This window comes from Aliivibrio finisterrensis (assembly GCF_008933155.1).
Lineage (GTDB): Bacteria > Pseudomonadota > Gammaproteobacteria > Enterobacterales > Vibrionaceae > Aliivibrio > Aliivibrio finisterrensis.
In genome coordinates, this window is record NZ_WBVP01000008.1 from 90,450 (window position 1) to 113,116 (window position 22,667).

At 39.6% G+C, this 22,667-nt stretch carries 25 protein-coding genes and 1 pseudogene; 3 read left to right on the plus strand and 23 right to left on the minus strand.

Annotation, left to right across the window (positions count from 1 at the left end):
* Positions 1 to 25 precede the first annotated feature (25 nt).
* The 5 genes and pseudogenes from F8B77_RS09115 to F8B77_RS09135 form a co-directional block, all read right to left on the minus strand.
* Complete coding sequence (locus F8B77_RS09115; protein WP_151655091.1) at positions 26 to 478, minus strand: NUDIX hydrolase; 453 nt, start codon at positions 476 to 478, stop codon at positions 26 to 28.
* A gap of 21 nt (positions 479 to 499) precedes the next feature.
* Positions 500 to 831: pseudogene (locus F8B77_RS09120) on the minus strand (YnfA family protein).
* Positions 832 to 1,090: 259 nt separating this feature from the next.
* The gene (locus tag F8B77_RS17945; RefSeq protein WP_244298239.1) at positions 1,091 to 1,663 is read right to left on the minus strand and encodes a hypothetical protein; all 573 of its coding nucleotides are present in this window, start codon (positions 1,661 to 1,663) and stop codon (positions 1,091 to 1,093) included.
* Positions 1,664 to 1,773: 110 nt separating this feature from the next.
* Complete coding sequence (locus tag F8B77_RS18040; RefSeq protein WP_151655092.1) at positions 1,774 to 2,253, minus strand: type II secretion system protein; 480 nt, start codon at positions 2,251 to 2,253, stop codon at positions 1,774 to 1,776.
* Positions 2,254 to 2,581: 328 nt separating this feature from the next.
* Positions 2,582 to 2,941 carry a VOC family protein gene (locus F8B77_RS09135; RefSeq protein WP_045102016.1) on the minus strand — a complete coding sequence of 120 codons (360 nt, stop codon included), beginning with the start codon at positions 2,939 to 2,941 and terminating at the stop codon, positions 2,582 to 2,584.
* A gap of 146 nt (positions 2,942 to 3,087) precedes the next feature.
* On the opposite strand from F8B77_RS09135, the gene F8B77_RS09140 reads away from it, so the two are divergent.
* Complete coding sequence (locus F8B77_RS09140; RefSeq protein WP_065610351.1) at positions 3,088 to 3,360, plus strand: type II toxin-antitoxin system TacA family antitoxin; 273 nt, start codon at positions 3,088 to 3,090, stop codon at positions 3,358 to 3,360.
* Positions 3,357 to 3,863, plus strand: coding sequence for a GNAT family N-acetyltransferase (locus F8B77_RS09145; RefSeq protein WP_208846120.1), 507 nt, complete (start codon positions 3,357 to 3,359; stop codon positions 3,861 to 3,863). Before F8B77_RS09140 ends, F8B77_RS09145 begins: the two co-directional genes overlap by 4 nt.
* Positions 3,864 to 4,057: 194 nt before the next feature.
* On the opposite strand, the gene F8B77_RS09150 is transcribed toward F8B77_RS09145, so the two are convergent.
* The 16 genes from F8B77_RS09150 to F8B77_RS09235 form a co-directional block, all read right to left on the minus strand.
* Positions 4,058 to 4,939: an NAD-dependent epimerase/dehydratase family protein gene (locus F8B77_RS09150; protein WP_151655094.1), complete on the minus strand. Its 882-nt coding sequence runs from the start codon at positions 4,937 to 4,939 to the stop codon at positions 4,058 to 4,060.
* Between the two features lie 125 nt (positions 4,940 to 5,064).
* A complete protein-coding gene (locus tag F8B77_RS09155) occupies positions 5,065 to 5,595 on the minus strand; it encodes a GNAT family N-acetyltransferase (protein WP_151655095.1) in 531 nt (176 codons plus the stop codon).
* 219 nt (positions 5,596 to 5,814) lie between these two features.
* Complete coding sequence (locus F8B77_RS09165; protein WP_151655096.1) at positions 5,815 to 6,102, minus strand: type II toxin-antitoxin system RelE/ParE family toxin; 288 nt, start codon at positions 6,100 to 6,102, stop codon at positions 5,815 to 5,817.
* Positions 6,102 to 6,380: a type II toxin-antitoxin system Phd/YefM family antitoxin gene (locus tag F8B77_RS09170; protein ID WP_151655097.1), complete on the minus strand. Its 279-nt coding sequence runs from the start codon at positions 6,378 to 6,380 to the stop codon at positions 6,102 to 6,104. The genes F8B77_RS09165 and F8B77_RS09170 overlap by 1 nt, the downstream gene beginning before the upstream one ends.
* 461 nt (positions 6,381 to 6,841) lie before the next feature.
* Positions 6,842 to 7,429 carry a hypothetical protein gene (locus F8B77_RS09175; protein ID WP_151655098.1) on the minus strand — a complete coding sequence of 196 codons (588 nt, stop codon included), beginning with the start codon at positions 7,427 to 7,429 and terminating at the stop codon, positions 6,842 to 6,844.
* Positions 7,430 to 7,583: 154 nt separating this feature from the next.
* The gene (locus F8B77_RS09185; RefSeq protein ID WP_151655099.1) at positions 7,584 to 8,066 is read right to left on the minus strand and encodes a hypothetical protein; all 483 of its coding nucleotides are present in this window, start codon (positions 8,064 to 8,066) and stop codon (positions 7,584 to 7,586) included.
* Positions 8,067 to 8,174: 108 nt separating this feature from the next.
* Positions 8,175 to 8,714, minus strand: coding sequence for a GNAT family N-acetyltransferase (locus F8B77_RS09190; RefSeq protein ID WP_151655100.1), 540 nt, complete (start codon positions 8,712 to 8,714; stop codon positions 8,175 to 8,177).
* Positions 8,715 to 9,343: 629 nt separating this feature from the next.
* On the minus strand, positions 9,344 to 9,538 hold the full coding sequence (locus F8B77_RS09195) for a zinc ribbon domain-containing protein (protein ID WP_151655101.1): 195 nt from the start codon (positions 9,536 to 9,538) through the stop codon (positions 9,344 to 9,346).
* A gap of 209 nt (positions 9,539 to 9,747) precedes the next feature.
* Positions 9,748 to 10,767 (minus strand): formate dehydrogenase subunit gamma, encoded by a 1,020-nt coding sequence (locus F8B77_RS09200; RefSeq protein WP_151655102.1) that lies wholly within the window; start codon positions 10,765 to 10,767, stop codon positions 9,748 to 9,750.
* Positions 10,768 to 10,783: 16 nt separating this feature from the next.
* A complete protein-coding gene (gene fdh3B, locus F8B77_RS09205) occupies positions 10,784 to 11,392 on the minus strand; it encodes a formate dehydrogenase FDH3 subunit beta (RefSeq protein WP_045102000.1) in 609 nt (202 codons plus the stop codon).
* 13 nt (positions 11,393 to 11,405) lie between these two features.
* Complete coding sequence (locus F8B77_RS09210; protein WP_151655103.1) at positions 11,406 to 14,261, minus strand: formate dehydrogenase subunit alpha; 2,856 nt, start codon at positions 14,259 to 14,261, stop codon at positions 11,406 to 11,408.
* Between the two features lie 12 nt (positions 14,262 to 14,273).
* Complete coding sequence (locus tag F8B77_RS09215) at positions 14,274 to 14,471, minus strand: twin-arginine translocation signal domain-containing protein (protein WP_045101998.1); 198 nt, start codon at positions 14,469 to 14,471, stop codon at positions 14,274 to 14,276.
* A gap of 79 nt (positions 14,472 to 14,550) precedes the next feature.
* Positions 14,551 to 15,150 (minus strand): TorD/DmsD family molecular chaperone, encoded by a 600-nt coding sequence (locus tag F8B77_RS09220; protein ID WP_151655104.1) that lies wholly within the window; start codon positions 15,148 to 15,150, stop codon positions 14,551 to 14,553.
* 5 nt (positions 15,151 to 15,155) lie between these two features.
* The gene (locus tag F8B77_RS09225) at positions 15,156 to 16,832 is read right to left on the minus strand and encodes a 4Fe-4S dicluster domain-containing protein (RefSeq protein WP_167512793.1); all 1,677 of its coding nucleotides are present in this window, start codon (positions 16,830 to 16,832) and stop codon (positions 15,156 to 15,158) included.
* A 203-nt stretch (positions 16,833 to 17,035) separates the two neighbouring features.
* The gene (locus tag F8B77_RS09230) at positions 17,036 to 17,605 is read right to left on the minus strand and encodes a DUF3306 domain-containing protein (RefSeq protein ID WP_151655106.1); all 570 of its coding nucleotides are present in this window, start codon (positions 17,603 to 17,605) and stop codon (positions 17,036 to 17,038) included.
* Positions 17,586 to 18,047, minus strand: a complete 462-nt coding sequence (locus tag F8B77_RS09235; protein WP_151655107.1) for a DUF3305 domain-containing protein — start codon at positions 18,045 to 18,047, stop codon at positions 17,586 to 17,588. The genes F8B77_RS09230 and F8B77_RS09235 overlap by 20 nt, the downstream gene beginning before the upstream one ends.
* Before the next feature lie 133 nt (positions 18,048 to 18,180).
* Here F8B77_RS09235 and F8B77_RS09240 point away from each other — a divergent pair, with 133 nt between their 5' ends.
* On the plus strand, positions 18,181 to 19,023 hold the full coding sequence (locus F8B77_RS09240; protein WP_151655108.1) for a formate dehydrogenase accessory sulfurtransferase FdhD: 843 nt from the start codon (positions 18,181 to 18,183) through the stop codon (positions 19,021 to 19,023).
* Positions 19,024 to 19,057: 34 nt separating this feature from the next.
* Here the strand turns inward: F8B77_RS09240 and F8B77_RS09245 are convergent, their stop codons facing one another.
* Positions 19,058 to 21,301, minus strand: coding sequence for an HD domain-containing phosphohydrolase (locus F8B77_RS09245; protein WP_244298240.1), 2,244 nt, complete (start codon positions 21,299 to 21,301; stop codon positions 19,058 to 19,060).
* Positions 21,288 to 22,427: a membrane-bound lytic murein transglycosylase MltC gene (mltC, locus tag F8B77_RS09250; protein ID WP_151655109.1), complete on the minus strand. Its 1,140-nt coding sequence runs from the start codon at positions 22,425 to 22,427 to the stop codon at positions 21,288 to 21,290. Before mltC ends, F8B77_RS09245 begins: the two co-directional genes overlap by 14 nt.
* Between the last annotated feature and the right edge of the window lie 240 nt (positions 22,428 to 22,667).

Genomic DNA, 22,667 nt, shown 5'->3' on the forward strand with positions numbered 1-22,667 from the left:
CACCATAAAAGATTTTAATTGTTTACTAGTCAGCATCCACCCGATAAAGCGCATTTGCTGGCTTTTCTACAAAATACGACCACACGTGCTTAAACACTGCGTGTTGATTTGGAAATGGGGCCAACTCTAGTGCGTCTTCTAAACTACACCACTTATATTCTGTGTGCTCTTCATTTAGCACCACCTCTTGCTCTGGTGCGCACAGCACAACGAAAACAGGGATAAGTTGAATTACATTCACACTAGCTTCATAAAACTGCTCTAAAAACTGAGCATTGTATAGATTTGAGACTTCAATTTGAGTCTCTTCCTTAAACTCACGAACGATAGCATCAATGCCGGTTTCATCTTCTTCAATTGAGCCAGCGACATGACACCAAAAGCCACCTTTTACTCTTTTCATGAGTAGCATTTTCACTTCGCCATCAATTTTAGATAATGCCACGCCTGACACAATTGATGTATTTAATGGGATCATAATTAACCTCTTAAAGTGTTGTTATGTCGTTCTTGGGGCAAACATTATGATTGCCATTCCTAGTATCGCGATGAAGCACCTACAATATCCCATAAGCTGGGACGGATGCCATCTACAACCCACAACCATAAAATTGCGACAAAAATATAGACACCACCGTAAGCGGCATAAACTCTACCAGCAGCTGTCGGATGTAAAGACAATAACCATGCAAAGAGAGCAAGACAGAAAGCCGCAGGCACTAATAACCAGATAGATTTATCTTCTTTTAACCAAAGGTATGGCAAGTAGCAGTCCAATATTTCTGCAATAGCGGTTACAAAGAAAAGCCCGATAGTTTTGATTTCTAGCAATTTAATCTCCTATTTTTTCTAATACCCTCCTCTCTTCAAGGGTAAACCTATTATTATCAAAGTCGATTCTCCCTTGAATGCCTAATGGCGTAACGAACATAGGATGAGTAGGTAGGTTTGCTTGTGTCTTGCGTATCCCAGTTACTACGAACGTCTATCTATTCTTTGGGCAAACATAATAAGGATAATGGCTGAAGCTAAACCTAGTTGAAAACGCTAAACATTGACAGTTTTCTTGAATTATTTGTTATGTGAAAACTCACCCATTTAGTTGCCAATCTAAATTTCCTTTACAATCATTAGCTTTTATCAATGAACTTTCCACTTCATTTATGTCTTGTCCATCGCCAATATTTACAAGAAAAGATAGCTGGATATTATGTCCTGACTCTACCGCATTAGCTAAAGCTATATGTACTCTACGAAAACCTTCGGGCTTAGACTTCCGATATGGTTTTCCCGACAATAACCGCTCAACATTTCGTTTGTAATGTTTTAACGGTCTTTTAGCGCCATTTTTAGCTTTGCCAATATAGCGTCCTACAACTTCTCCGTTCAAGTCATAAATTTGCCACATATAAATTAGTGGCTTATTAAAATCTATATTGTGAGGGCATAGTTCGAATTTCAACTCTCTGTCTCCTGATTGACAAGGTGTATGAGCACGACTAAAACGGCTCACCTTCCAGCTAATCCAGGCTGAAAGTAATGGAATTGGCATAATCACACCCAATACAATAAACGGATTAGGGTATTCGACTAAGTATATGTGTAAATAAGCTAGCCCGTTTAATAGGAAAAACAACAAATAAAATTTGATTCGCTGACTCATTCAATTCCTCTTTTACATAACGCCGCGTTAGAGTAATGTTCTACGCGACCGAGATAGCCTGGATTTAACGCTAGCTACGCAGCACTTATCCTTATTTGTTAGGTGATTTTTTACTGCACCTCAACTTCACCACTTCCTGACTGATAAGTAACAGAGCCTAGCAGACTTTCGTAAATACATTGACCTGCAACTTGACCATTTGCCTCTGCAATGACCTCATTCTCACCCAAGATCACATCTGCCCCCGGTTCTTTCGCAACGACGCCTGATACAAGAGCATTCCACACTATTGTGCAATGACCGTTTGTTAAAGCGACAGGGTAGTCTCTTACTTCAGGTGGAGATACATGAGTATCATGGAAACTGAGATCAAAGCCGTTTACTTCTAATATTTCCGGCTCACCTTCTACCTTATGCTGACTAAGTACTAATCCCAATCCAGACCTGAAGCTACCAACAACCCCACTCCAAGAAGCAGTTGTTGCATCTTCACGTAGATTTATGAATCGAGATGTGGCTGCAACAGCCAAAATACTGAGAATAACGATAACAACAACTAACTCGATAAGCGTAAACCCTTTCGCTGTCATAACGTTGCTCCAATAACAAATAAAACAGTATACCGCAAGAAATGTGGAAACAATGTGACTCACTCACCTAACGTGGCATTAAGGTGTGAGCAACGCTACCAAAAAACTCAAACATACCACCGTAAGCACGACATCCAACCTTGAACTAAAAACGCCAACCACTATACCCATCCGAGCCAAAGCAATTCGAAGCTGCCTTCGTTGTCTGCATAACATGGAGTGCGTGGGCATAACGCGACCGAGATAGCCGAAAGGCAAACATAATAAGAATAATGGCTGAAGTTAAATCAGAGGAGATTTAACGCTGGTAGCGCTTAATCCTTATTTGTTATATGCGAGCTTCCGACCAGACTGCGAACTCATTGCCGCTTGGCTCTAGAAAGTGAAAACGACAGCCACCAGGAAACTCAAATATAGGACGAATGATTTCACCATCACTTTGAACAACTTTACTCAATGTAGATTCGATATCCGCACTGTAAAAGACCAAAAGAGCACCGCCAGAATTTGTCTGGCTGCAAGAATCTGCCTTAAAGAAACCACCGTCTAACCCCTGATTGGAAAACGCTGAATATTCCGGACCATAATCGACAAAATTCCAACCAAAAACTGAAGAGAAAAATGATTTAGTTGATTCTAAGTCCTTTGCACCAAACTCTACATAATTTAGTTTTTCATGCTGATTCATTTCGTACCCCTTTCTGATTTCCCCGAGCGTGGTAAGTTGTGTTAATGCATTTGCTAACTGCGTGCCAAAGTGACACAAAACTTGTCATCGTATAATAATTAAACTAGAATTCACTTGTGCCACTTTGACACTGAATGGAGATTATTATGGCTACTGCATTACCTCGTATTACAGCACGTGTAGATATTGATACACAAGAACTACTGTCTCAAGCTGCGGCTATTGCCGGTATGTCTAGCATTAACTCCTTTGTGCTTAGTGCGGCTGTAGAAAAAGCAAAAACTATTATGGAACGTGAACGTGCCTTACAACTAAGTCAGCAAGATGCTATGAGTTTAATGACTGCGTTAGACCAACCAGCCAAACCAAATAGCAAGTTACAAAAAGCCGCTTCACGTTACATGGATAAAACTCAATAATGAATACGGTCCAATTAGAAAAAGCTAAACATGACCGAAACCGTTTTGATTGTGGTATTACCCCACTCAACAATTACTTGAAAGTTATGGCAAGCCAACAAGCTAAGAAAGACAATACTCGCACCTTTGTTCTTGAAGATAAACAATGTCCTGAGCACATTATTGGTTATTACACATTAACAATGACACCAATTGATATTCAGGATTTACCTCCTAAATTACAGAAGAAACATTACAATGTAACTTCTGGTGGTTTAATTGCTCGCTTAGCCGTTGACCATAGATACAAAGGTCAAGGGTTCGGTGAATGGCTTTTGATTGATGCGCTTAGAAAGCTATTAATGGCAAGTGAAACCGTTGCCTTCCCTGTTGTCATAGTTGACGCAAAAGATGGGGCTGAATCTTTCTATGAAAAATACGGTTTTACCGCGTTCAAAGACGCTGATAACAAACTTTTTATTACAATTGCAGACATTAGAGCCAGTATCGGTGAATTAATTTAAACCGAGAACTAGTTAACGAGACTGTAGGATTTCTCCCTCGCCCTTTCTCAACCAAGATCCTATCCACCTTTCATCATAATAGAAGCTTGAACACACCAATAAGTAATCACCCTGAGCTTGGAAGTATTAGTAATAAAAAAGCCTCAGCTTGAGGGGAAACTCCAAAACTGAGTTATTGACACCATAGTCGTTTGTTAGCTGCGTTTCAAAATTGGTAATACTTCTGCTGTTTCAGTATCTAGCATTTCCAAAACACTTTCAAAACCATGTATAGGTAACCAACCTAATTTCTCACGTGCGGACAATGAATCATATACGCGATCTAAACGTTGAGGTAACTGCCAATTTCTTTGTTTAAATGCTAGCACGATTTCAGGGGACTTACGCTTGATGACAGCTTCGGCATCAGTATATAGAGCTTCGCAATCAGAAAGGTGAAAAGGTGTTGCCCCTGAGATGATAAAACGATTAAAACCACTTAGCCGTTTTTCCACTGCACATAAATGAGCATTTGCTACATCGCGAGCATCAATACCACGGGTCAAACGAAATACTGCCATTAAATCCGCAGGCTCAGGAAAGCATCTCGACATTTGGAGCACAGTCACTGGAAGCTGAAACAGATTTGAAATTTCTTCTAGCTTAGTCTCAGCCGCAATTTTACTTTTATGATAAATAGACTTAGGTTGCGGGATAACTTTCTCATCAACCCAACCTGCAATACTTTTAGGCGTCGAAGCATAGCCGTATAATGCAGTTGTACTGGTAAAAATAAAATGCTTAATACCTGCTTTTACACCAGCCAAAGCCAGTTTTTCAGTTGCATCTACGTTGATAGATTGAAACTCTGAATCAGGTACCAATCCAACATGAGGAGCATGAAGAGCCGCTGTATGAATGATGACATCGATATTTTCAAGAACCCCATCCATCATAGTACTATCACGAATATCACCCACGTAATCAGCTGTTGAGCAAGGCGTTTTATCAATGCCTACTACGTCATGTGTTCGCATTAATTTAATATAGATTGCACGCCCAACTCTACCCGCAGAGCCTGTTACCAAAATTCTCATTTACGACACCTTACTCATTGTTGGCCTCAAAGCAGCTAACGCCACGTTAAACACAAAACCCAACGATAGAATGAAAAAAGCCATGCGTTGGAAATCTATCTTAATACATTGGTTATAATTTGTGGTTAAGACAACACACATTCGTAGAAAATGATGTCATTGCCACCTTCTTGAGTTGCAACAAAACCAACTTTTTCAAGTAACTTTGCCGAAACTACATTTCCAATATCTACACCACCAATAAGTTTTTCTACTAATTGGTTATCACGACAGCTTTTAAGTAAACCAAACAATAACTCACTACCGTAACCTTGATGCCAACTAGGTTCAGCTAATAGATAACCTAAATGAGCTGTAGCATTATCTGATTCATAAAGGAAAACGAAACCAATAATCGGGTCAAAACCTTTACGTTTAACTGAAAACAAATGGCTTTCTGATACCATTTTCAAAAGCCAAACTTCAGCATCCGATTCAGTATTAATATCATGAAAATATGGAGGTAATGATTCAACAACTGAGGGAGAAAGTAAGCTAACAATTTCAGACAATAACTGTGATTTCAGCAATTCTGACGCCAAATAAGAGTCAACATTTTCAACCTCAAGTCTCGTTGTCGTAAATGCTATAGATTTCAACTTTGATTTATTAATCATATTGTTACCTTAAAGAATTATAACGCCCTGAAGACCTTGAACTATTATCTCTTGCCGCAGAACGAGAGAATGAAGAAACGATTTCGGTAAACATCCATGACTTATAAGTTAGATTTCAAAAAGATCGCACAATTTACTATAAAGAAGTGGCTACGGGCTTGTTCTACACCCGGGATTTAACACTGGCAGCGCAGCGCTTAATCCTTATTTGTTATAGTTTTATATATCAGCCATAGCCAGCAATTGACTACAGTTACGAACCGTTAAAATATTTATGCTTAACGTTACGCTATAAATAATGCGGTAATTACCAAAAATGATTTCACGATAATTCGCTTTATTCAGCTCAGGGACAAGACGACCCAACTCTGGAAATGAACCTAAATTCTCAGCTTTATCGAATATATCGTTAACCCATTTTTCTGCCGCTGATGGATTGTCTAATGCTATGTATTCTGCTGTCTGCCCTATTTTGTCTAAAGCAAGCGGCGACCAAATAACATTCATTAACGTAAGCGCCCTAAGATTTTAGAACGAGCATCGTCATTTGATAAACCGAAACCACTAGCGATTTGTGCTTCAGCTTGTTGCATCTCTTCCAGTAACTCTATTTTCTCTTGCATAGCTTCATACTCAGTAACGTCTAAAACAACAGCGACGCCTTTACCACGCTGAGTGATAACTAAAGGTCTACGAGTTTCGTTAATTTGACGAATAAACGACGCTACGCCAGCTCTGAATTCTGAAAGTGGTTGAATATCTTGGTCTAATCTTAGTCGAGTCATAATAGCACCTTAGTTGTACTTAATTTTGTACCAATTATAGTGCAAGTATAAATATTCAGCAATACTAAGAAAAATTATAACGCCGCAATAACACGTGCGAACGCCTTAATTACCAATCCAATTATACTCTAAACCACGAATGCCGAGTGTAATAAGTATCGTGTTGATTGCTTTGTTGAACGAAGTCGCTTCGCGGCAAAGATAGCCGAAAGGCAAACATAATAAGGATAATGGCTGAGGTTAAACCAGAGGAGAAACAACATATAAGACGATTTTAAAAATAGCTAACCCATTGATAAAATTATTATCGTAATCTTATCTGGGCCTCACTCGCCTTGAGAAAAGAGTCAAGACGATGCGCCCACCAAACTAGATCGTACAATTTACTATAAAGAAGTAGCTACGGGCTTGTTCAACACCCGGGGTTTAACGCTGGGTGCGCAGCGCTTAATCCTTATTTGTTAGGTAAAATTTAACACCCAGTTTTGGTAATTACTGTTAATGTAAGTAACCAAGGAAATCAAAGCTAGTATCTCGGGTAAGACAGCATTTCGAAAGGCCGGGTTAGTAATGCAAATACTAATAAAATTCATTGCACTCAGAGTAAGCACAATAATTTTTGCATCACGTTTTTTTGTCAGTATCTCAGGCAAACCTGTGACAGGGTCGATTTTGAAAATTTGCGTGTCTTGCCAATTAATTATACTTATTGAATAATTTTCAACTTCGCTAACTCCTACACTCAAAGCAAGCCAGTTCCATAAGCTGAACTTTTTGATCTCATCTGAGTTTTTACACATGTACATTAATGCAAACAGTTCCTTTCGCTCAACATCAGAAACTTGCCAATGACTCCATGTAAAAAACATGACTAAAGCGACGCCTAAATATTCCAAATACTCAGGCCGAGAAAATTTAAAAGTTGCCCCTAATAGGCTTAACTCACCTTGGATACTACCGCCGGCAATTGTATAAACAAACAACAATGAAGCGGTTAAAAAAACACTTTTCCTATAGGACTGAGCCATTTCATCATTCTTAATAGTCACTGAATATTCCAGAGTTGAAGTTGTTTTGTTGATTTTACCTAACGCAGCTTAAGTAGTGAGCAACGCAATGCGGTGTTTCCGCACACCACCTTAATCACTAAAGTCAACGCATGGAAAAAATGCCAAACATTACGAATCTGTCTTGAACGCTTTGTCAGCTGCGTTTTAATTCTGATTCGATGTCGATTATTTGCTTACAGATACGTGACCTTGTTTCATCGATAGACAGGACTTTCTGAACTTCACCACCAAGAAGAATGAACATTATTGCTTGGCGAGTAGCCATTATCAGTATCCCAATGTCGAACCATTCTGTGAAAGTAGATGAAAGTTCTGGGTTACTACGAAAAACATTCGAAGAAACCAGGGCGATAACAGTAAAACACAGCCACACTAGCTGAGTAAATAGGTGTGGAAGAAGCCACTTTAAAAAAGCGTCACTACCAATCTTTTCTTCGTACCATGCAAGGTTATCTTGTAAGCGTTTCAGTTGACTAGTTAAAAAACTCTTACTTGTACCTTTAATTTGAACCCGAACATTTGAATATACTGCAACCAACCAATTCCTGATCATTGGCGTAATTAGATTTACTGTAAATCCTATCACTATTGAAATGACTATATCCGATGTTGTCATACTTCTACTTCATAAATGGTTGAATAACTGCATATATTATCTACTAAAGTACAATTTATCTCTAGAGCAGCTAACGCTTTTTCTACGACAACCTGTCGCTTTATGCGGTTAACTCAAAGGCTGCTTCGATAAACCATACACAGCATGGTTGATAATACGACCATTCAGGTTTTCACGATTAGAAATAATGCCTTCTAATGTCATGCCCAAACGCTCACAAACCTTACGGCTTGGTAGGTTGTGCTCGCCTGCTGCTATTTGAATTTTCTCAAGCTGTAAATCTGTGAATGCAATCTCGATTAATTTAGACACAGCACGAGTAATAATGCCCTTACCTTGATAAGACTCACTGAGCCAATAACCAATTTCTGCCATTTTTAACTGATGATTAATCGTATTGAAGCTGACATTACCAACCAACTCACCTTGGTAAATCATGGCACAAACCATTCCTTTGCCTTCGGCATAATCAAGTAACGATTTACGCACAAAGCGTAGAAAGAAATCTTCAGATTTTGCGTGTAGTGGCCAAGCTAGCCATTGAGATAAATAAGCTTCTTCCTTTAATACGATTTCAAAGTACTTTTTAGCAAAAGATGGCTCAATAAGTGCCAATTTCAATTCACTATCAACTTCCACTGTAAACATAATTCACCTTTTGCCAATATAACCGTTATACATACACTCAAGCTCTCAACCGAACTTATTGATTTCGAATCTTGCCGTTAAAAATTAATGAAAATGTATGTATTCCATTCGTACATCATACCCTTTCATAAATGGATTTCATTCTATTTCTTTTCATTTTTCCTTTTTAGAACTGTATTTTTTTATGACTCAACCTATTGATATAATTAATAATAGATTAAAGGTATTGATTGGGCTTTTGCTACGTTTCAGGCACAAAAAAACCGAGCAAGTTACCCTGTTCGGTTTAATTCCATTTTTCGTTTAAATCAAAGAAAACCAACCAGAAACACCGCTGCAATTAGCCCAGAAACAAAGCTTGGATAATGAAATGTACGCTTTCTTGAATTGATATATTCTCTGGTTATCTCTTCCTGATAACTCTTAATTGCTAATTCTTTTATGTAGTTATTTTGCATAGCCTATCCCCTTCTTTTTTATTTGGGATAAGCATAAAACCTCAAGCTAAGTTTAGATCAAGAGCATTTTTACTGGATTATTAAAATGGTAACGCATATCTATTTTAGTAAAGAGTTCGACTACTCTTTATTCAAAATAAATACCAAGAGATCACATCTAAGTATGACCGATTAGGCATCATTTTCATTATTGGTAATCACCATTAATTCATCATTGAGGTTGGTGGTAACCTGAACGCTAATCGGTTGGCAACAAACGCTGCAATCTTCAATATATTCTTGGCCAAGATCTTCAGGACCGACGACAATTACAATCACTTCATTGCAATAAGGGCAACATATTTTTTCTTCATGTAATAGTTCCATTTCATCTCCCTTCTACACAAATCAACAGCGTTCTTAGCATTATTTATTCAAGATTAATCTTTGAGAATGTAATAAATATAGCAAAGATAAATAGGATCGACATCGTGACTAAGTGTGAGAAGACTGTTTTTAAACATAAAAAGCCGAGCAAGTTACCCTGCTCGGCTTTTAGTTTTACACATTTTCGCTATACGAATCTTAACTCGTTATTAGCTGTTTTTATCTTTTGGCTGATTCTCTGGTAAGTCTTTTACTTCTTCATACCATAAGTCATGGTGCTCTTTAGCCCATGTTTCGTCAACATCGCCAGTCACCATGCCTTCTAGTGCGGCTTCCATACCAAACAGACCAATGTAGATGTGGAAGATGAAACCACAAATCAAGATCAGTGCTGAGAACATGTGGATCAAGTTCGATAATTCCATATCACGGCGTAATTGGCCGAAGATAGGAAAATCTAGCACAAAACCACTGATCGCAGCGATGGCACCAAACCAGATTAAAAGCCAGAAAATCGCTTTTTCACCACCGTTTGAGAAACCCGCTGATGGGTGCGAACCTTTATGCTTACCAACCATGCCGCCCATTTTCATGAACCATTGAATGTCTGTCTTGTTTACGATGGATTTTCTCCACCATTTCACTAAAACAGTCATTAATAAAATGCCAAAGATTGGGCCCATGTAGTTGTGATACTGTTTCGCGGCATAAATTATCATGCCCCAAATATCAGTCGGTAATACTGGCTTTAAAAAGTGCTTACCATAAACCAAGCATAATCCACTGAACGCAAGCGTTAAAAACGTGAACGCCATGCTCCAGTGCAATGCACGGTCCATTTTGCTCCAACGCTGAATTCGACGTCCTGTTTTTGGTTTGCTTAATTTTAGGGGACCAATGGTAAAATACGCCAGTGTCACCATTGCTAAACTACCAAAGATCGCTAATGCACCTAATGGTGACATCCACTTCTCTTTTAACACATACCAGGTTTCGCCAGCGGTACTGATAAGTACACCGTGCTCTGGTGACTGTGACGTCGTATAGCCTTCTTCGCCCGCTTTCACTTGACGCCAAAAATCAGCACCACCAAGGTGGGTCATCTCTTTCTCTGCACTTTTCGCGACTACACTGCCATTTGCCATGCTAGGCATAGTAAATGTCAGTGTTAATGCTGCCAATACTGGCAGCAATAACGAAAGCGATAGACGTTTTAGTTGTTTCAACATCGCTCTCTCCACCGGATTAGCTCTTAGTCGCATCGAACGATAAGTCTTCACCGTTTGTCCAACCTGCGTCTTTTGCGCCACGCTCTACAACACGTTGACGGAAGATGTCAGAGACTTTCTCTGCATCACCAGCAAGCAGTGCTTTGGTTGAACATAAGGAAGCACACATTGGCAATTTGCCTTCTGCGATACGGTTTGCGCCGTATTTTTCACGTTCTTCTTTTGAACCTGCTTCTGTTTCTGGTCCACCTGCACAGAATGTACATTTGTCCATTTTGCCACGCTCAGCAAACGCACCCTGTTTAGGGAACTGCGGCGCACCAAATGGGCAAGCAAATAGGCAGTAGCCACAACCGATACAAAGATCTTTGTTATGCAATACAATGCCATCTTCTGTGTGTTCAAAACAATCCGCAGGACAAACCGCCATACAAGGCGCATCGGTACAATGCATACATGCCACAGAGATTGATGTTTCACCCGGCTCACCGTCGTTTAGTGTTACTACGCGACGACGTTGGATGCCCCACTCAAGTGCATCATCATTTTCGTTTTTACATGCTGTGACACAGCCGTTACATTCAATACAACGCTTGGTGTCACATAAGAACTTCATTCTAGCCATTTTATATCACCCCTTACGCTTTCGTGATTTTACATAGTGTCACTTTGGTTTCCTGCATTTGTGTTACAGGATCATAACCATAAGTGGTTGCTGTGTTTGCTGCTTCGCCAATAACGTATGGAACCGTCCCTTCTGGATACTTAGTCGTTAAGTCTTCACCTTGGAATTTACCGCCAAAGTGGAATGGTACGAACGCTAAACCAGGTTTAACACGACGTGTCACCATTGCTTTAACGTGAATTCGACCTTTCTCTGCACCTTCAACCCAAACCATGTCACCGTCTTTAAAGCCGATGTCGTTTGCGTCTTTCGGGTTAACTTCGACAAACATTTCTTGTTGAAGCTCTGCAAGCCATGGGTTTGAACGAGTTTCTTCACCACCACCTTCGTACTCAACCAGACGACCTGAAGTCAGAATAATCGGGTATTCTTTTGACTTATCTTGGTCTTGAATTGTTTTGTACAATGTTGGGATACGGAAGTTAGCCGCGCGGTCATCCCATGTTGGGTAATCAGCAACTAAATCACGACGTGGTGTGTATAACGGCTCACGGTGTTGTGGAACACGGTCAGGGAACGTCCATACAATCGCACGTGCTTTTGCATTACCAAAAGGCATACAACCGTGTTTAATCGCAACACGTTGAATACCGCCAGATAGATCGGTTTTCCAGTTTTTACCTTCTGCTGCTGCTTTTTCAGCTGGAGTCAGATCGTCCCACCAACCAAGTTGCTTAAGCAGTTTGTCAGTGAATTCTGGGTGACCATCTTCAATCTCACACCCTACTGGGTAGCTGTCTTCAGCAAGTAGGCTTTGACCTTCATATTCCACACCAAAACGAGTACGGAAGTTACCGCCGCCTTGCGCTACAGGTTTAGACGTATCATAAAGAATGTGCGTACCTGGGTGCTTCATTTCTGGCGTGCCCCAACAAGGCCAAGGAAGACCGTAGGTTTCACCGTTTACAGGTCCACCTTCTGCTTCTAGCGTTGTTTTGTGGAACGTATGCCAGTTCATTGTGTGCGCTTTAATACGCTCTGGGCTTTGGCCTGTGTAACCAATTGTCCACATACCTTTGTTGAATTCACGGGTAATGTCTTCAATTACAGGTTGGTTGTTCTCATCAATTTTGATGTTTTTGAACAATTGATCTGAGTAACCTAATTTTTTAGTTAGTAGGTACATGATCTCGTGGTCAGGTTTTGATTCAAACAACGGCTGAATGACTTGTTCACGCCATTGGAATGAACGGTTTGATGCCGTTACTGAACCGTGCGTTTCAAACTGCGTCGTTGCAGGAAGAAGGTATACGCCATCGGTACGATCGTTCATTACTGCTGCAACGGTTGGGTATGGATCAACGATAACCATCATATCCAGTTGTTTCATTGCTTTTCTGATCTCAGTACCACGTGTTTGTGAGTTTACTGCGTGACCCCAGTAGAACATTGCACGGATATTGTCGTTTTGTTCGATGTTTGCTTTGTCTTCTAAAACACCATCAACCCAACGAGATACAGGAATACCAAAGTTATTCATTGGCGTTTTGCCGTTGTATTTACCTTGGTCGAATCGGTTTTTAACCCACTCGTAATCTAGATCCCATACTTTAGTCCAGTGTTTCCATGCGCCTTCACCAACACCGTAGTAGCCAGGAAGCGTATCTGAAAGAACACCTAAGTCCGTTGCGCCTTGTACGTTATCGTGACCACGGAAGATGTTTGCGCCGCCGCCTGATTTACCCATGTTACCAAGTGCAAGTTCTAGTACACAGTAAGCACGCGTGTTGTTGTTACCTGTTGTATGTTGAGTACCACCCATACACCAAACAACACAACCTGGACGGTTTTCTGACAGCAGTTTTGCCGTTTCGTACACTTCAGCTTCTGTAATGCCTGTTACGCGCTCAACTTCTGCTGGATTCCATTTTGCTACTTCTGTGCGGATCTCATCCATACCAAACACACGTTGGTTAATGAATTCTTGATCTTCCCATTTGTTTGCAAAAACGTGGTACAAAACGCCCCAAATGAAGGCAACGTCTGAACCCGGACGCAATGAAACATAGTGATCCGCTTTTGCTGCTGTACGTGTACGACGTGGGTCGGCAACAACGATCTTACAACCATTCTTCTCTTTTGCGATCAGAATATGTTGCATTGCTACTGGGTGTGCTTCTGCAGGGTTTGAACCAATGAATAGCATGGATTTACAGTTATGCATGTCATTGAATGAGTTCGTCATTGCACCATAGCCCCAAGTGTTTGCAACACCGGCTACTGTGGTTGAGTGACAAATACGCGCTTGGTGATCGACGTTGTTTGTACCCCATAGTGACGCCATTTTACGGTACAAATACGCTTGTTCGTTGTTGTGCTTCGCAGAACCTAACCAGTACACTGAGTCTGGACCTGATTCTTTACGGATCTCAAGTGCTTTGTTGCCGATCTCTTCGATAGCTTGATCCCAAGACAGTTTTACCCATTTGCCATTTTCTAGCTTCATTGGGTATTTTAGACGACGCTCGCCATGACCATGCTCACGCAGTGCTGCGCCTTTTGCACAGTGACCGCCTGCGTTAAATGGGTGATCGAATGCTGGCTCTTGACCAGTCCATACGCCATTTTGTACTTCAGCGTAGATACCACAACCAACAGAACAGTGAGAACAAATTGTACGTTTCACTTCTGTTGGTGCATCAACTGGCACTTCTTTCGCTTGTGCTTTTTTCATCATGCTTGGAACAAACATGCTTGCACTTGCTACTGCACCCGCAGCAATCGTTGAAGTACGCATGAACATACGACGTGTAATGCCCAGCTGGTTCTCTTGCTTTTGTACCGAATCGGAACGTTTAGTTAATTTCATTATTAAGCTCCGTTATAGGCTATCGTAATAGTCACGAATGTGTTGAGTTTCGCGATATCCATCGCCTTTCTTCTCAACGTCTTTTTTATCCGTTACTGTGCTTGCACTTGCTGTTCCTGAAACGGCAGCAGCTACTGTTCCTGCGGCAGCTGCAGTTGCAAGGCCCTTCAGTAGTGTGCGGCGGTTTAGGTCCGTATTTTTATTGCTCATTCAATGCTCCTTTGCTTCCAATGTACTTGGAATGGGCGTTTGTTTTTATGGTTTTAATTCTTTTAAGTCACAACAACTTTTATACTTCTGTGACTTCAATTGCGTTTGGATTTTTTGCAAAGCGCGTTTGTTCTACAATGAAAAACGCCTCTACTAGTTGTGTCACTGATTTGTAGAAATCCGCATTTTCAGCGTTATTGATTTGCTCACACAGTGCGACATACCAAGGTTGAATATGGCGATTAAAGAATCGTTGTTGCAGAACTTCTGCATCACTCGCTTCAATAAGCATCGCCATAACTTCACATAATGCTGATATATGATCTTCAGGCTCTTTTACGTCATCTGCTCGCTCAAAACCTAATTGCATAAGATCTTGGCGAAGGGCAACTAACGGTTTTTCCATTAAAGCGCCCGCTATGTGCCATGAGCCAAACGGCATCACTTCACCACGGCCAACGCCAATGAATAAATTTTGGTATTCGTCTGTTAGGGCTTCTTGATTTGATTCTTGAGCCGCTTTTGAAATAACAGACCATGCTTTACTCATTGCATGATCATCGTTACTTTCTACTTCAAGCGTACTTAACCAATCAATCACCATTTGATCTGGTGCAATACGAAACAAATGCGCTAATAAACCATAGATTTCTTGTCTTACTTGCTGTTGTTCATTCATGGTCATTACACCTTTAATTGTTTTTCTGGGTTTGCAGACAGATCAGTAAAGATGTCTTTTACTCGACAATCTTCACACATGTATAGACGGCTAATAGAGGCTTCATCACTAAAGTGCGGGTTACCCTGTAACTTAATTCTTAGCATTTCAATCATTGATGCTGGAGCGAAAGGCGTTCCACAAGTAATACAACACGCGGCATCTTCTTTATGCATGATTTGTGTTTCTTGACGCTGTGTTTGGCTCCAGTTCATTTGCACTTTCATGCTCAATACTTTTTCTGGACACGCGCTGACACAAAGGCCACATTGAACACAATCTTGCTCAATGAATTTTAATGTTGGTGAATCGGGATCACTATGAAGTGCACGAGTTGGACAAACCGCCACACAACTCATACATAAAGTACAGTCTTTCGTTTCACAGCTCACACTGCCATAAGGCGCATGAGAAGGAAGAGATTGAATTTCAGTAATTTCGATATTGTTTGATGTCGCATCAGCAGCAAGGTGATCTAACGCGCCCATTAAACGTGCACGTTTATTACCCGTTAATGGTTGGTCAATTACTGCTAATGGCGTATCGATAAGCGTCATCTCGTGTAACGCTTCCATGTAAACCACTTGGATGCGTTGAGGATCTAACTCTAGTTGAGATAAGAAATCCTTTGCGATTTCAACTTCTTGAGTTAATACACGCTGAATGGTTTCTGGCATTCTACGGCTTGCGATAAACAGAACTTGCGCTGCACCATTAACAAGTGCAGAGAACCAGGTATCAATACCGACAGAAAGAAGCTCATCAAGAACTACTGGGATAACATGATCTGGCATGGTTTTTAGTGCCATCACATTAAAGTTTTCATGACGATCACTACAGAAAGCGATAATTGGTGTTTCACCACCCTCTTTCTTGTAGTTTGCTAATAGACGGGCTGCGAAGTTTTGTGTTTTCTCCGCTTCTGGCAATGCATAGCTGATGGCTTCAGTCGGGCAAGCCGTTGCACAGGTACCAACCCCTTGACACAGATATGGGTTAATTTGAATGTGGTGGCCTGTTTGCTCAGAGCCTTCACTGGTTAGTGCGCCAGCAGGACAAGCATCAACACAACGCTCACACCCTTTTACGCCACGTGAACTGTGTGCACATAACTCTGGATTTAAGCGAAAGTATTTTGGTTTATCAAACGTACCAACAAGCGCTGGTAATTCATCAAGCACTTGTGCAAGCGTTGGGTAACCACGACCTACAGGATAGTAACCCGGTACTGGCACTTGCTCTGACATTACGCTGTCTAGTTTCATGTCTAACACAAGATCGAATGCAGCGGCGCCAATGGTTGCTTTTGCAAGATTAACGCGTTCACCATTTAGCGTACACTCAACATCAAATGCGCCTAAAAAGCCTTTGATGCTTAGATCTTTAGCGTGGTAAACCGTTTTTTCAGTCTTCTTATCGTGTGCATCAGATTCGGTTGATACCAGTGTGATGCTGTTCAGCTCTGAGAACTGCTCGGCAACATCAACAATAATGCTAGTAGGTCCAATGATGATCAAGTTACCACGGCTTTCGTAGCTCACCGTTGGTGGGATTAAGTTGTTTAACTCAACGGTTTGCGCAATAGCGAACTGACGCGCTTTGGCATTCGTTGTTTCAGATTGTGCTAAAAATTGGGTTAACATTGCTTCACCTATTCTTGACCCCATTTGGGCCTATTCAGTTCTAAGACTGGTTTCTAGGTGCTATATCGCAATAACCGTACCAACTTAATGGGTAATAATTAGAAATATTAATTGGGTAAAATGCGGTATTTTTAGACTATTTGGCAGGCGGTGTTTTTTGTCGGGACATTTTGTCTCACCTTGGTTCAAAATGTCCCGATTGTTTAAATGGTCTTTTTTGTCTCACTTGAGGCTTTTTCGTCGCCAGTAACGTATTGATATTCATTATCATTACTATTTATTGCTTCATTTTTAACGGTTAATTCTTGTTGTTCTGATGCTTCTTTTGATAATGATTCTGATAATTCCTCTGCCACTGACTCTTGCTCGATCTCGCCTTCTTCTTCAACTGGCTCTACCATCCAATCTCTTAATTTGGCTGCGGTTTCACTATCCAGCTTTGGTGGTGTTGAGTAGTTTGGCTCATCTTCCATTGCAAATTCAGGATTAAAAAACATCTTACGCAATGCGGCTTTTTTCAGGTTTTTATCTACCCCTGTTGCCATAAATTGGCTGACATTGCTGGTTCCTGTAATTTCACCCAGATCGGCCTCGGTAGGCAGATCGATCTCAGGCGTTACTTCTGATTCTTCTAGGATTGATGTTGTTTCAACATCCTCGACAGAGGCTTCAATAACAGGTGTTGACGATGCTTGAATAGGCTCATCACTGACCTCTTCACCTTGTTTTACCTTCTGTTTTCTCAGTGCCCATCTACTTAGGAAGTTGCTCACTTGCGCGCCCCGCACCTTTACGTTTCTTTCTACGAACTTCTATCAGTTCACCGTTTTTGCCGATAAAAGCTTCTAACCATGCTTGTACTGGTAGTGGCATTCCAATGGATAACACAACGTAATCACCATCCATGTATTGCCCTATCAAGCTTTGTGAAGCAGTAATCATCACTGGGATGAGTACGTCATTATCATTTTCAAAGGCAAAAAATAGTTTTGGATCTTGAGAGCTTAAGTTAAAACGGTAATCAGTTCGTTCATCTAAGAATATTTCTAGCTCACGCTCAAACAAGATGCCATTGCTTTGTGCTGCTTGTGTTTTTGACTCATAAAGATGAACGTCACCAATGCGCCATGATGGTGCGCTCCAACGCCCTACTTGTTTGATTTCTTCAATCACTTCAAACTGAAGTGGCCATTGGTTTTCTGTCTTTTTACCCACAAGTCACCTACGTTATGTCGATTATAATTACCTAAATTAAAGCAAACCTTATACCAACTCCTTTCATTTTATTAAGAGTGGTATAGTATTTGCCTATTTTATCAAGTCTTTATTAATTTTTTGGAGCGTTGCTGTGAATCAACCATCACCAACAATAATTACAACAGGTGCTGTACCAAGCCAAACCATCTCTGTGGATGTGTATGACGAATATGGCGAAAAACTGACAAAAGAGATCGCTTGCGAACAACCTTTAACCGTTATGTTGAATTGGCAAGAAGTGGTAACGTTAATGACGCTTGGTGCTCGCCCTGCGGAGTTAGTTTTAGGCTACTTAAAAAACCAGCATTTTGTTACCGATGCTTCTCTTTTAGAATCCGTCATTATTGATTGGGAAACTAAAACAGCGGCGGTAAATACCAAAGAAACCACTGAACATGTAAAAGAAAACCTAAAGAAGAAGACGGTTACTTCTGGTTGCGGTCAAGGCACCATGTATGGCAACGTAATGAAGCAGCTTGAAAACTATCAAGTACCACAAGTGACGATTAACCAATCTGATCTTTATCAATCGTTAGAAGCGCTGACTTATCACAATGACACCTATAAAGCGGCTGGCGCGGTTCATGGTTGTGCGGTGTGCAAAGACAATAAAGTGCTTTCATTTGTGGAAGATGTCGGTCGCCATAATGCGGTAGATACCTTAGCGGGTGAGTTATGGCTCAAACAAGAAAATGGTGATGACAAACTGTTTTACACTACGGGCCGTTTAACCTCAGAAATGGTCATTAAAGTTGCTCAAATGGGCATTCCCGTTTTACTTTCTCGCTCAGGCGTAACGCAAATGGGCTTAGATTTGGCGCAGAAATTTGGCATTACGATTATTGCTCGCGCTAAAGGTAAACGCTTCCAAGTATTTGCTGGCCATGAAAAAATCAATTTTGACGTGAAAGGCGAAGCTGCGCTTGGGGACTAATATTTAGGGGCTAGGTTCTAGCCCCTGCTTCTACCTACTGATTATTCTCAAAAATAGTTCTAAACTCTTCATGATTATGTAAAAACAGATCTACAATCATAGGATCAAAAGAGACACCTCTTTCCTCGGCAATAATCTCTATTGCAACCTCATGAGTGAACCCTTCTTTATAAACCCGTTTTTGTCTTAGTGCATCATACACATCAACAATAGTCACGATTCTTGCTTCAATTGGAATATCTTCACCAGCTAAGTTTAAATACCCTTTTCCGTTCCATTTTTCATGATGGTAAAGCACGATATTTTTGGTTATAGAACTTAATTCTGTATTCTTTATGATCTCATAGCCAATGTTAACGTGTTGCTTCATCACATCGAATTCATCAGGATCAAGTTTACCTGGTTTCTTTAATATGTAATGAGGGATACCAATTTTGCCGATATCATGCAGCGAAGCAATCATACGGATATCCTCAACAAATGCTTTTGGCATCTTCAAAAGGTTTGATAAGTGCTCAGAATAAATATTTATCCGTTTATTGTGCTCACTGGTCTCTTCATCACTGTACAAAGACGCCATCTCTAATGAACCAATCAAGGACTCGTTCATAGTTAACAGTCGGTGCTGTGTTTTTTTCGCAAGAAAATCTCGAATAAGTAAAAGAGCGATAATGAGTATGCAAACACTCAAAATACTGATTAATGCCCATAAATCATTTCTTTGGTATTTTTCATTTTTATTAATATAGATATTTTTAATTAACCGTTCATTATCTGAACTTATCGATATAAGATTAATCGCGTTAAACAATGCCTTATGCTCTTTTTTTACAGCGATATAGACAGAAGCTTTTTCTGTTAATGTACCTGCTATTTTTAGATCGAACATATCATAATTAATTGTGTGATTAAGCAATAATCGTTGATCCCCAAAGGCGTAATCGACGATCCCATCATCTACGGCTTTGATAATTTCATCAAAAGTATCAAAAAATACCATTTTTATATTTAACGTATTATTTTTTACATAATCATAGTAATAGGCGTCTTTTAACATCCCAACGGTTGAGTAGTTAACATCCCCAATCTCTGAAATGAAGTTTCCTTCTAACTTATTAAAAACTGATAGCTCAAAGGTATAATATGGCTTAGTTAAGAAGTAGTTGTCTGTTATGCACTTATTATTATACACCGACAATAAAACATCATACTCGTTGCACTCTCCGATTACTGGTTCAATAAACGTCACAACATCTTTAAATATTAATTTAATACTGTCGAAAAGTGTTGGGGCTATTCCATGATATTCATTATTAACATAGTAACTGGCAGGAAACTCATTAACACCATACCCAACACTAACCGTTAAGCCTTTAAGCTCTTCGCTCTTTTTAAATAAATAGATGAAGTAATCTTCGCGAGATTTTATAACCATCTCTTTTACTTCTTTTGACTCTAGTTCAGTAAAATATTTGATTAAGATGCTGTTGAGTTCAATGTAATCCTTTGAGATTGCAAATGACGTATATAAGTTCTCTAACCGAGGTAAATTAAGAGTCGGATACGCTTTGTCTGTGATCACCTGTGTATCAGCAACAAAGGCATCAATCTCTCCTGCATTGAGTGCTGCAACTAATTCACTTAGCGTATTAAATTTAACCGGAATATAATCTATTTCGTCAGCGTATTGATTTACAAAGTTAGTGGTAGAGTACCAATCATCAATAAGACCTACTTTCTTATTATTCAAACTAACTAGATCTTCAATAATTGAGGTATCTCTAAAGAATACTTTTGTACTAACTCGATATAGTGTAGGGACAAAAAAGTAGCTTTCACGTCTCTCTTTTGTATTCGCAAAATCAAAATACACACCAGAATCTAAATTACTAAACTTGTCATGTAATACATCGATATCTTCCACTTGCACGGTAAATTTTGTATTTAATTTTTTATTAATATCCGCTACTAAATAGCTGTATAACCCTTTTTGAACGCCATTTTCAATAAAGAAAAGTCTTGAATCATAATTATCATTATAAAATGTAAAGTTTTTATTATTTTTAAGCCATTCACTTTCGTCTTTGGTTAGTTCAAGCGACCATGAAAGTGAGGAATATAAACACAAAAAACACAAGAAAATCTGCTTCAATCTAGCGTTACCACCAACTATTTTAATTGTATTTAAACAAGGAGACATGTTAACAAATTGTACTGATAATGTATAATTCAATTTGTTCATCTTCCCAATCAACATATTCTCTCTACGCTTTGTCATTAAATTCTTTTTGAAACTTTAATACTTTTTCAAGATAACGACGCGCTTCTGCCTTAGGGTGTTTATTGGTTAATGCCCAATATAGCTGTTCTGGTTTTAAACTGTTGATTTCACCAATAGCTTTAGTTTTGCTTGTATCAAACGTAGAAAATACCCCACCAGAACCTCCATTATAAGCAGATATCATACTGTAATGCTTATTGGTTGCGTGTTTGATATCTCGTAAGTATCTATTTTTCAGGATATAAAAATACGCTGTGCCTGTATCAATGTTATTCGCAGGATTGAACAAGTACTCTTTTGTTGGGATACCTGATTTATTTTTAACTAGTTTAAACACATCTGCCCCTGCCGTTTTTGGGATAACCTGCATTAAACCATAGGCCCCAGCATGGCTTACAGCATAAGGGTTAAAACTACTTTCGGTCTGGATAATGGCGTAAATTAAATCGATTGATATTCCGTAGTCTTTCGATGCTTTTTTGATCAAATCTGCATATTGAAATTCACGCTGTTCCAAATGGCCGTCTACCATTGAGATCTCAACGTAATACGCTTTACCATTTTTGATGGTTTTCGTTTTAAGTTTATTTTCAATTAAATAATCTGCGTATTGCCCTGCTCGCCAAGGCCATTCAATGTCTTTATTTTCTTGATCTTTAATTTGGCCCAGTAAAAATGGGCGGCCACGCAACGGAATCGATTTATCACTGAATAAATCCACATGCGATGGATCTGCAGGCATTAAAACTGTACCTATAATGGCTTTTTTGAGTACCTCTTTAGGTTGATATTGAGAAATAGTCGATACATAGATCTTACCTTTATCAAAATCAATATGTGCGCGAGTACGATAACCATCAAGATACTTTACGTAACGGTGCTTACCAGCTTCAAGAAACTCTTTGTCACCCCATTTATTATGAACTTGATTAGCAAGATTTTCTAATTGCTCTTCGACCGACTGGGTTGGTTTTGATGAGGCGGGCTGCCATGTATTTGGTTTTGATACACCACCACTACAATCGCATGATTCTGAATTTGATTGATTGTAATTACCATCAAAAATTGGAGTACAAGAAGTCGTGACTAAAGAAATAACAAGGGCAAGTAATGCGTTTTTCATTTATATCCTAAAAAGTGTATTCGTCTTTATTTTCAATACACTGGAATAGTTCACACATAGTGTGTTAGCCGATAAGGAGGCGTATTCTACACCTTGTTTTACTTTTGGGAATAGTTAATGAAAGATGTTTATAAAATATTTTATAAGCAGTTGCCTTAACGTCATTTTTGAACCAATATCACATTTTTTTGACGCAAAAAAACCGTCAAAAAAGACGATTTTCTACGTATATTTAAAATA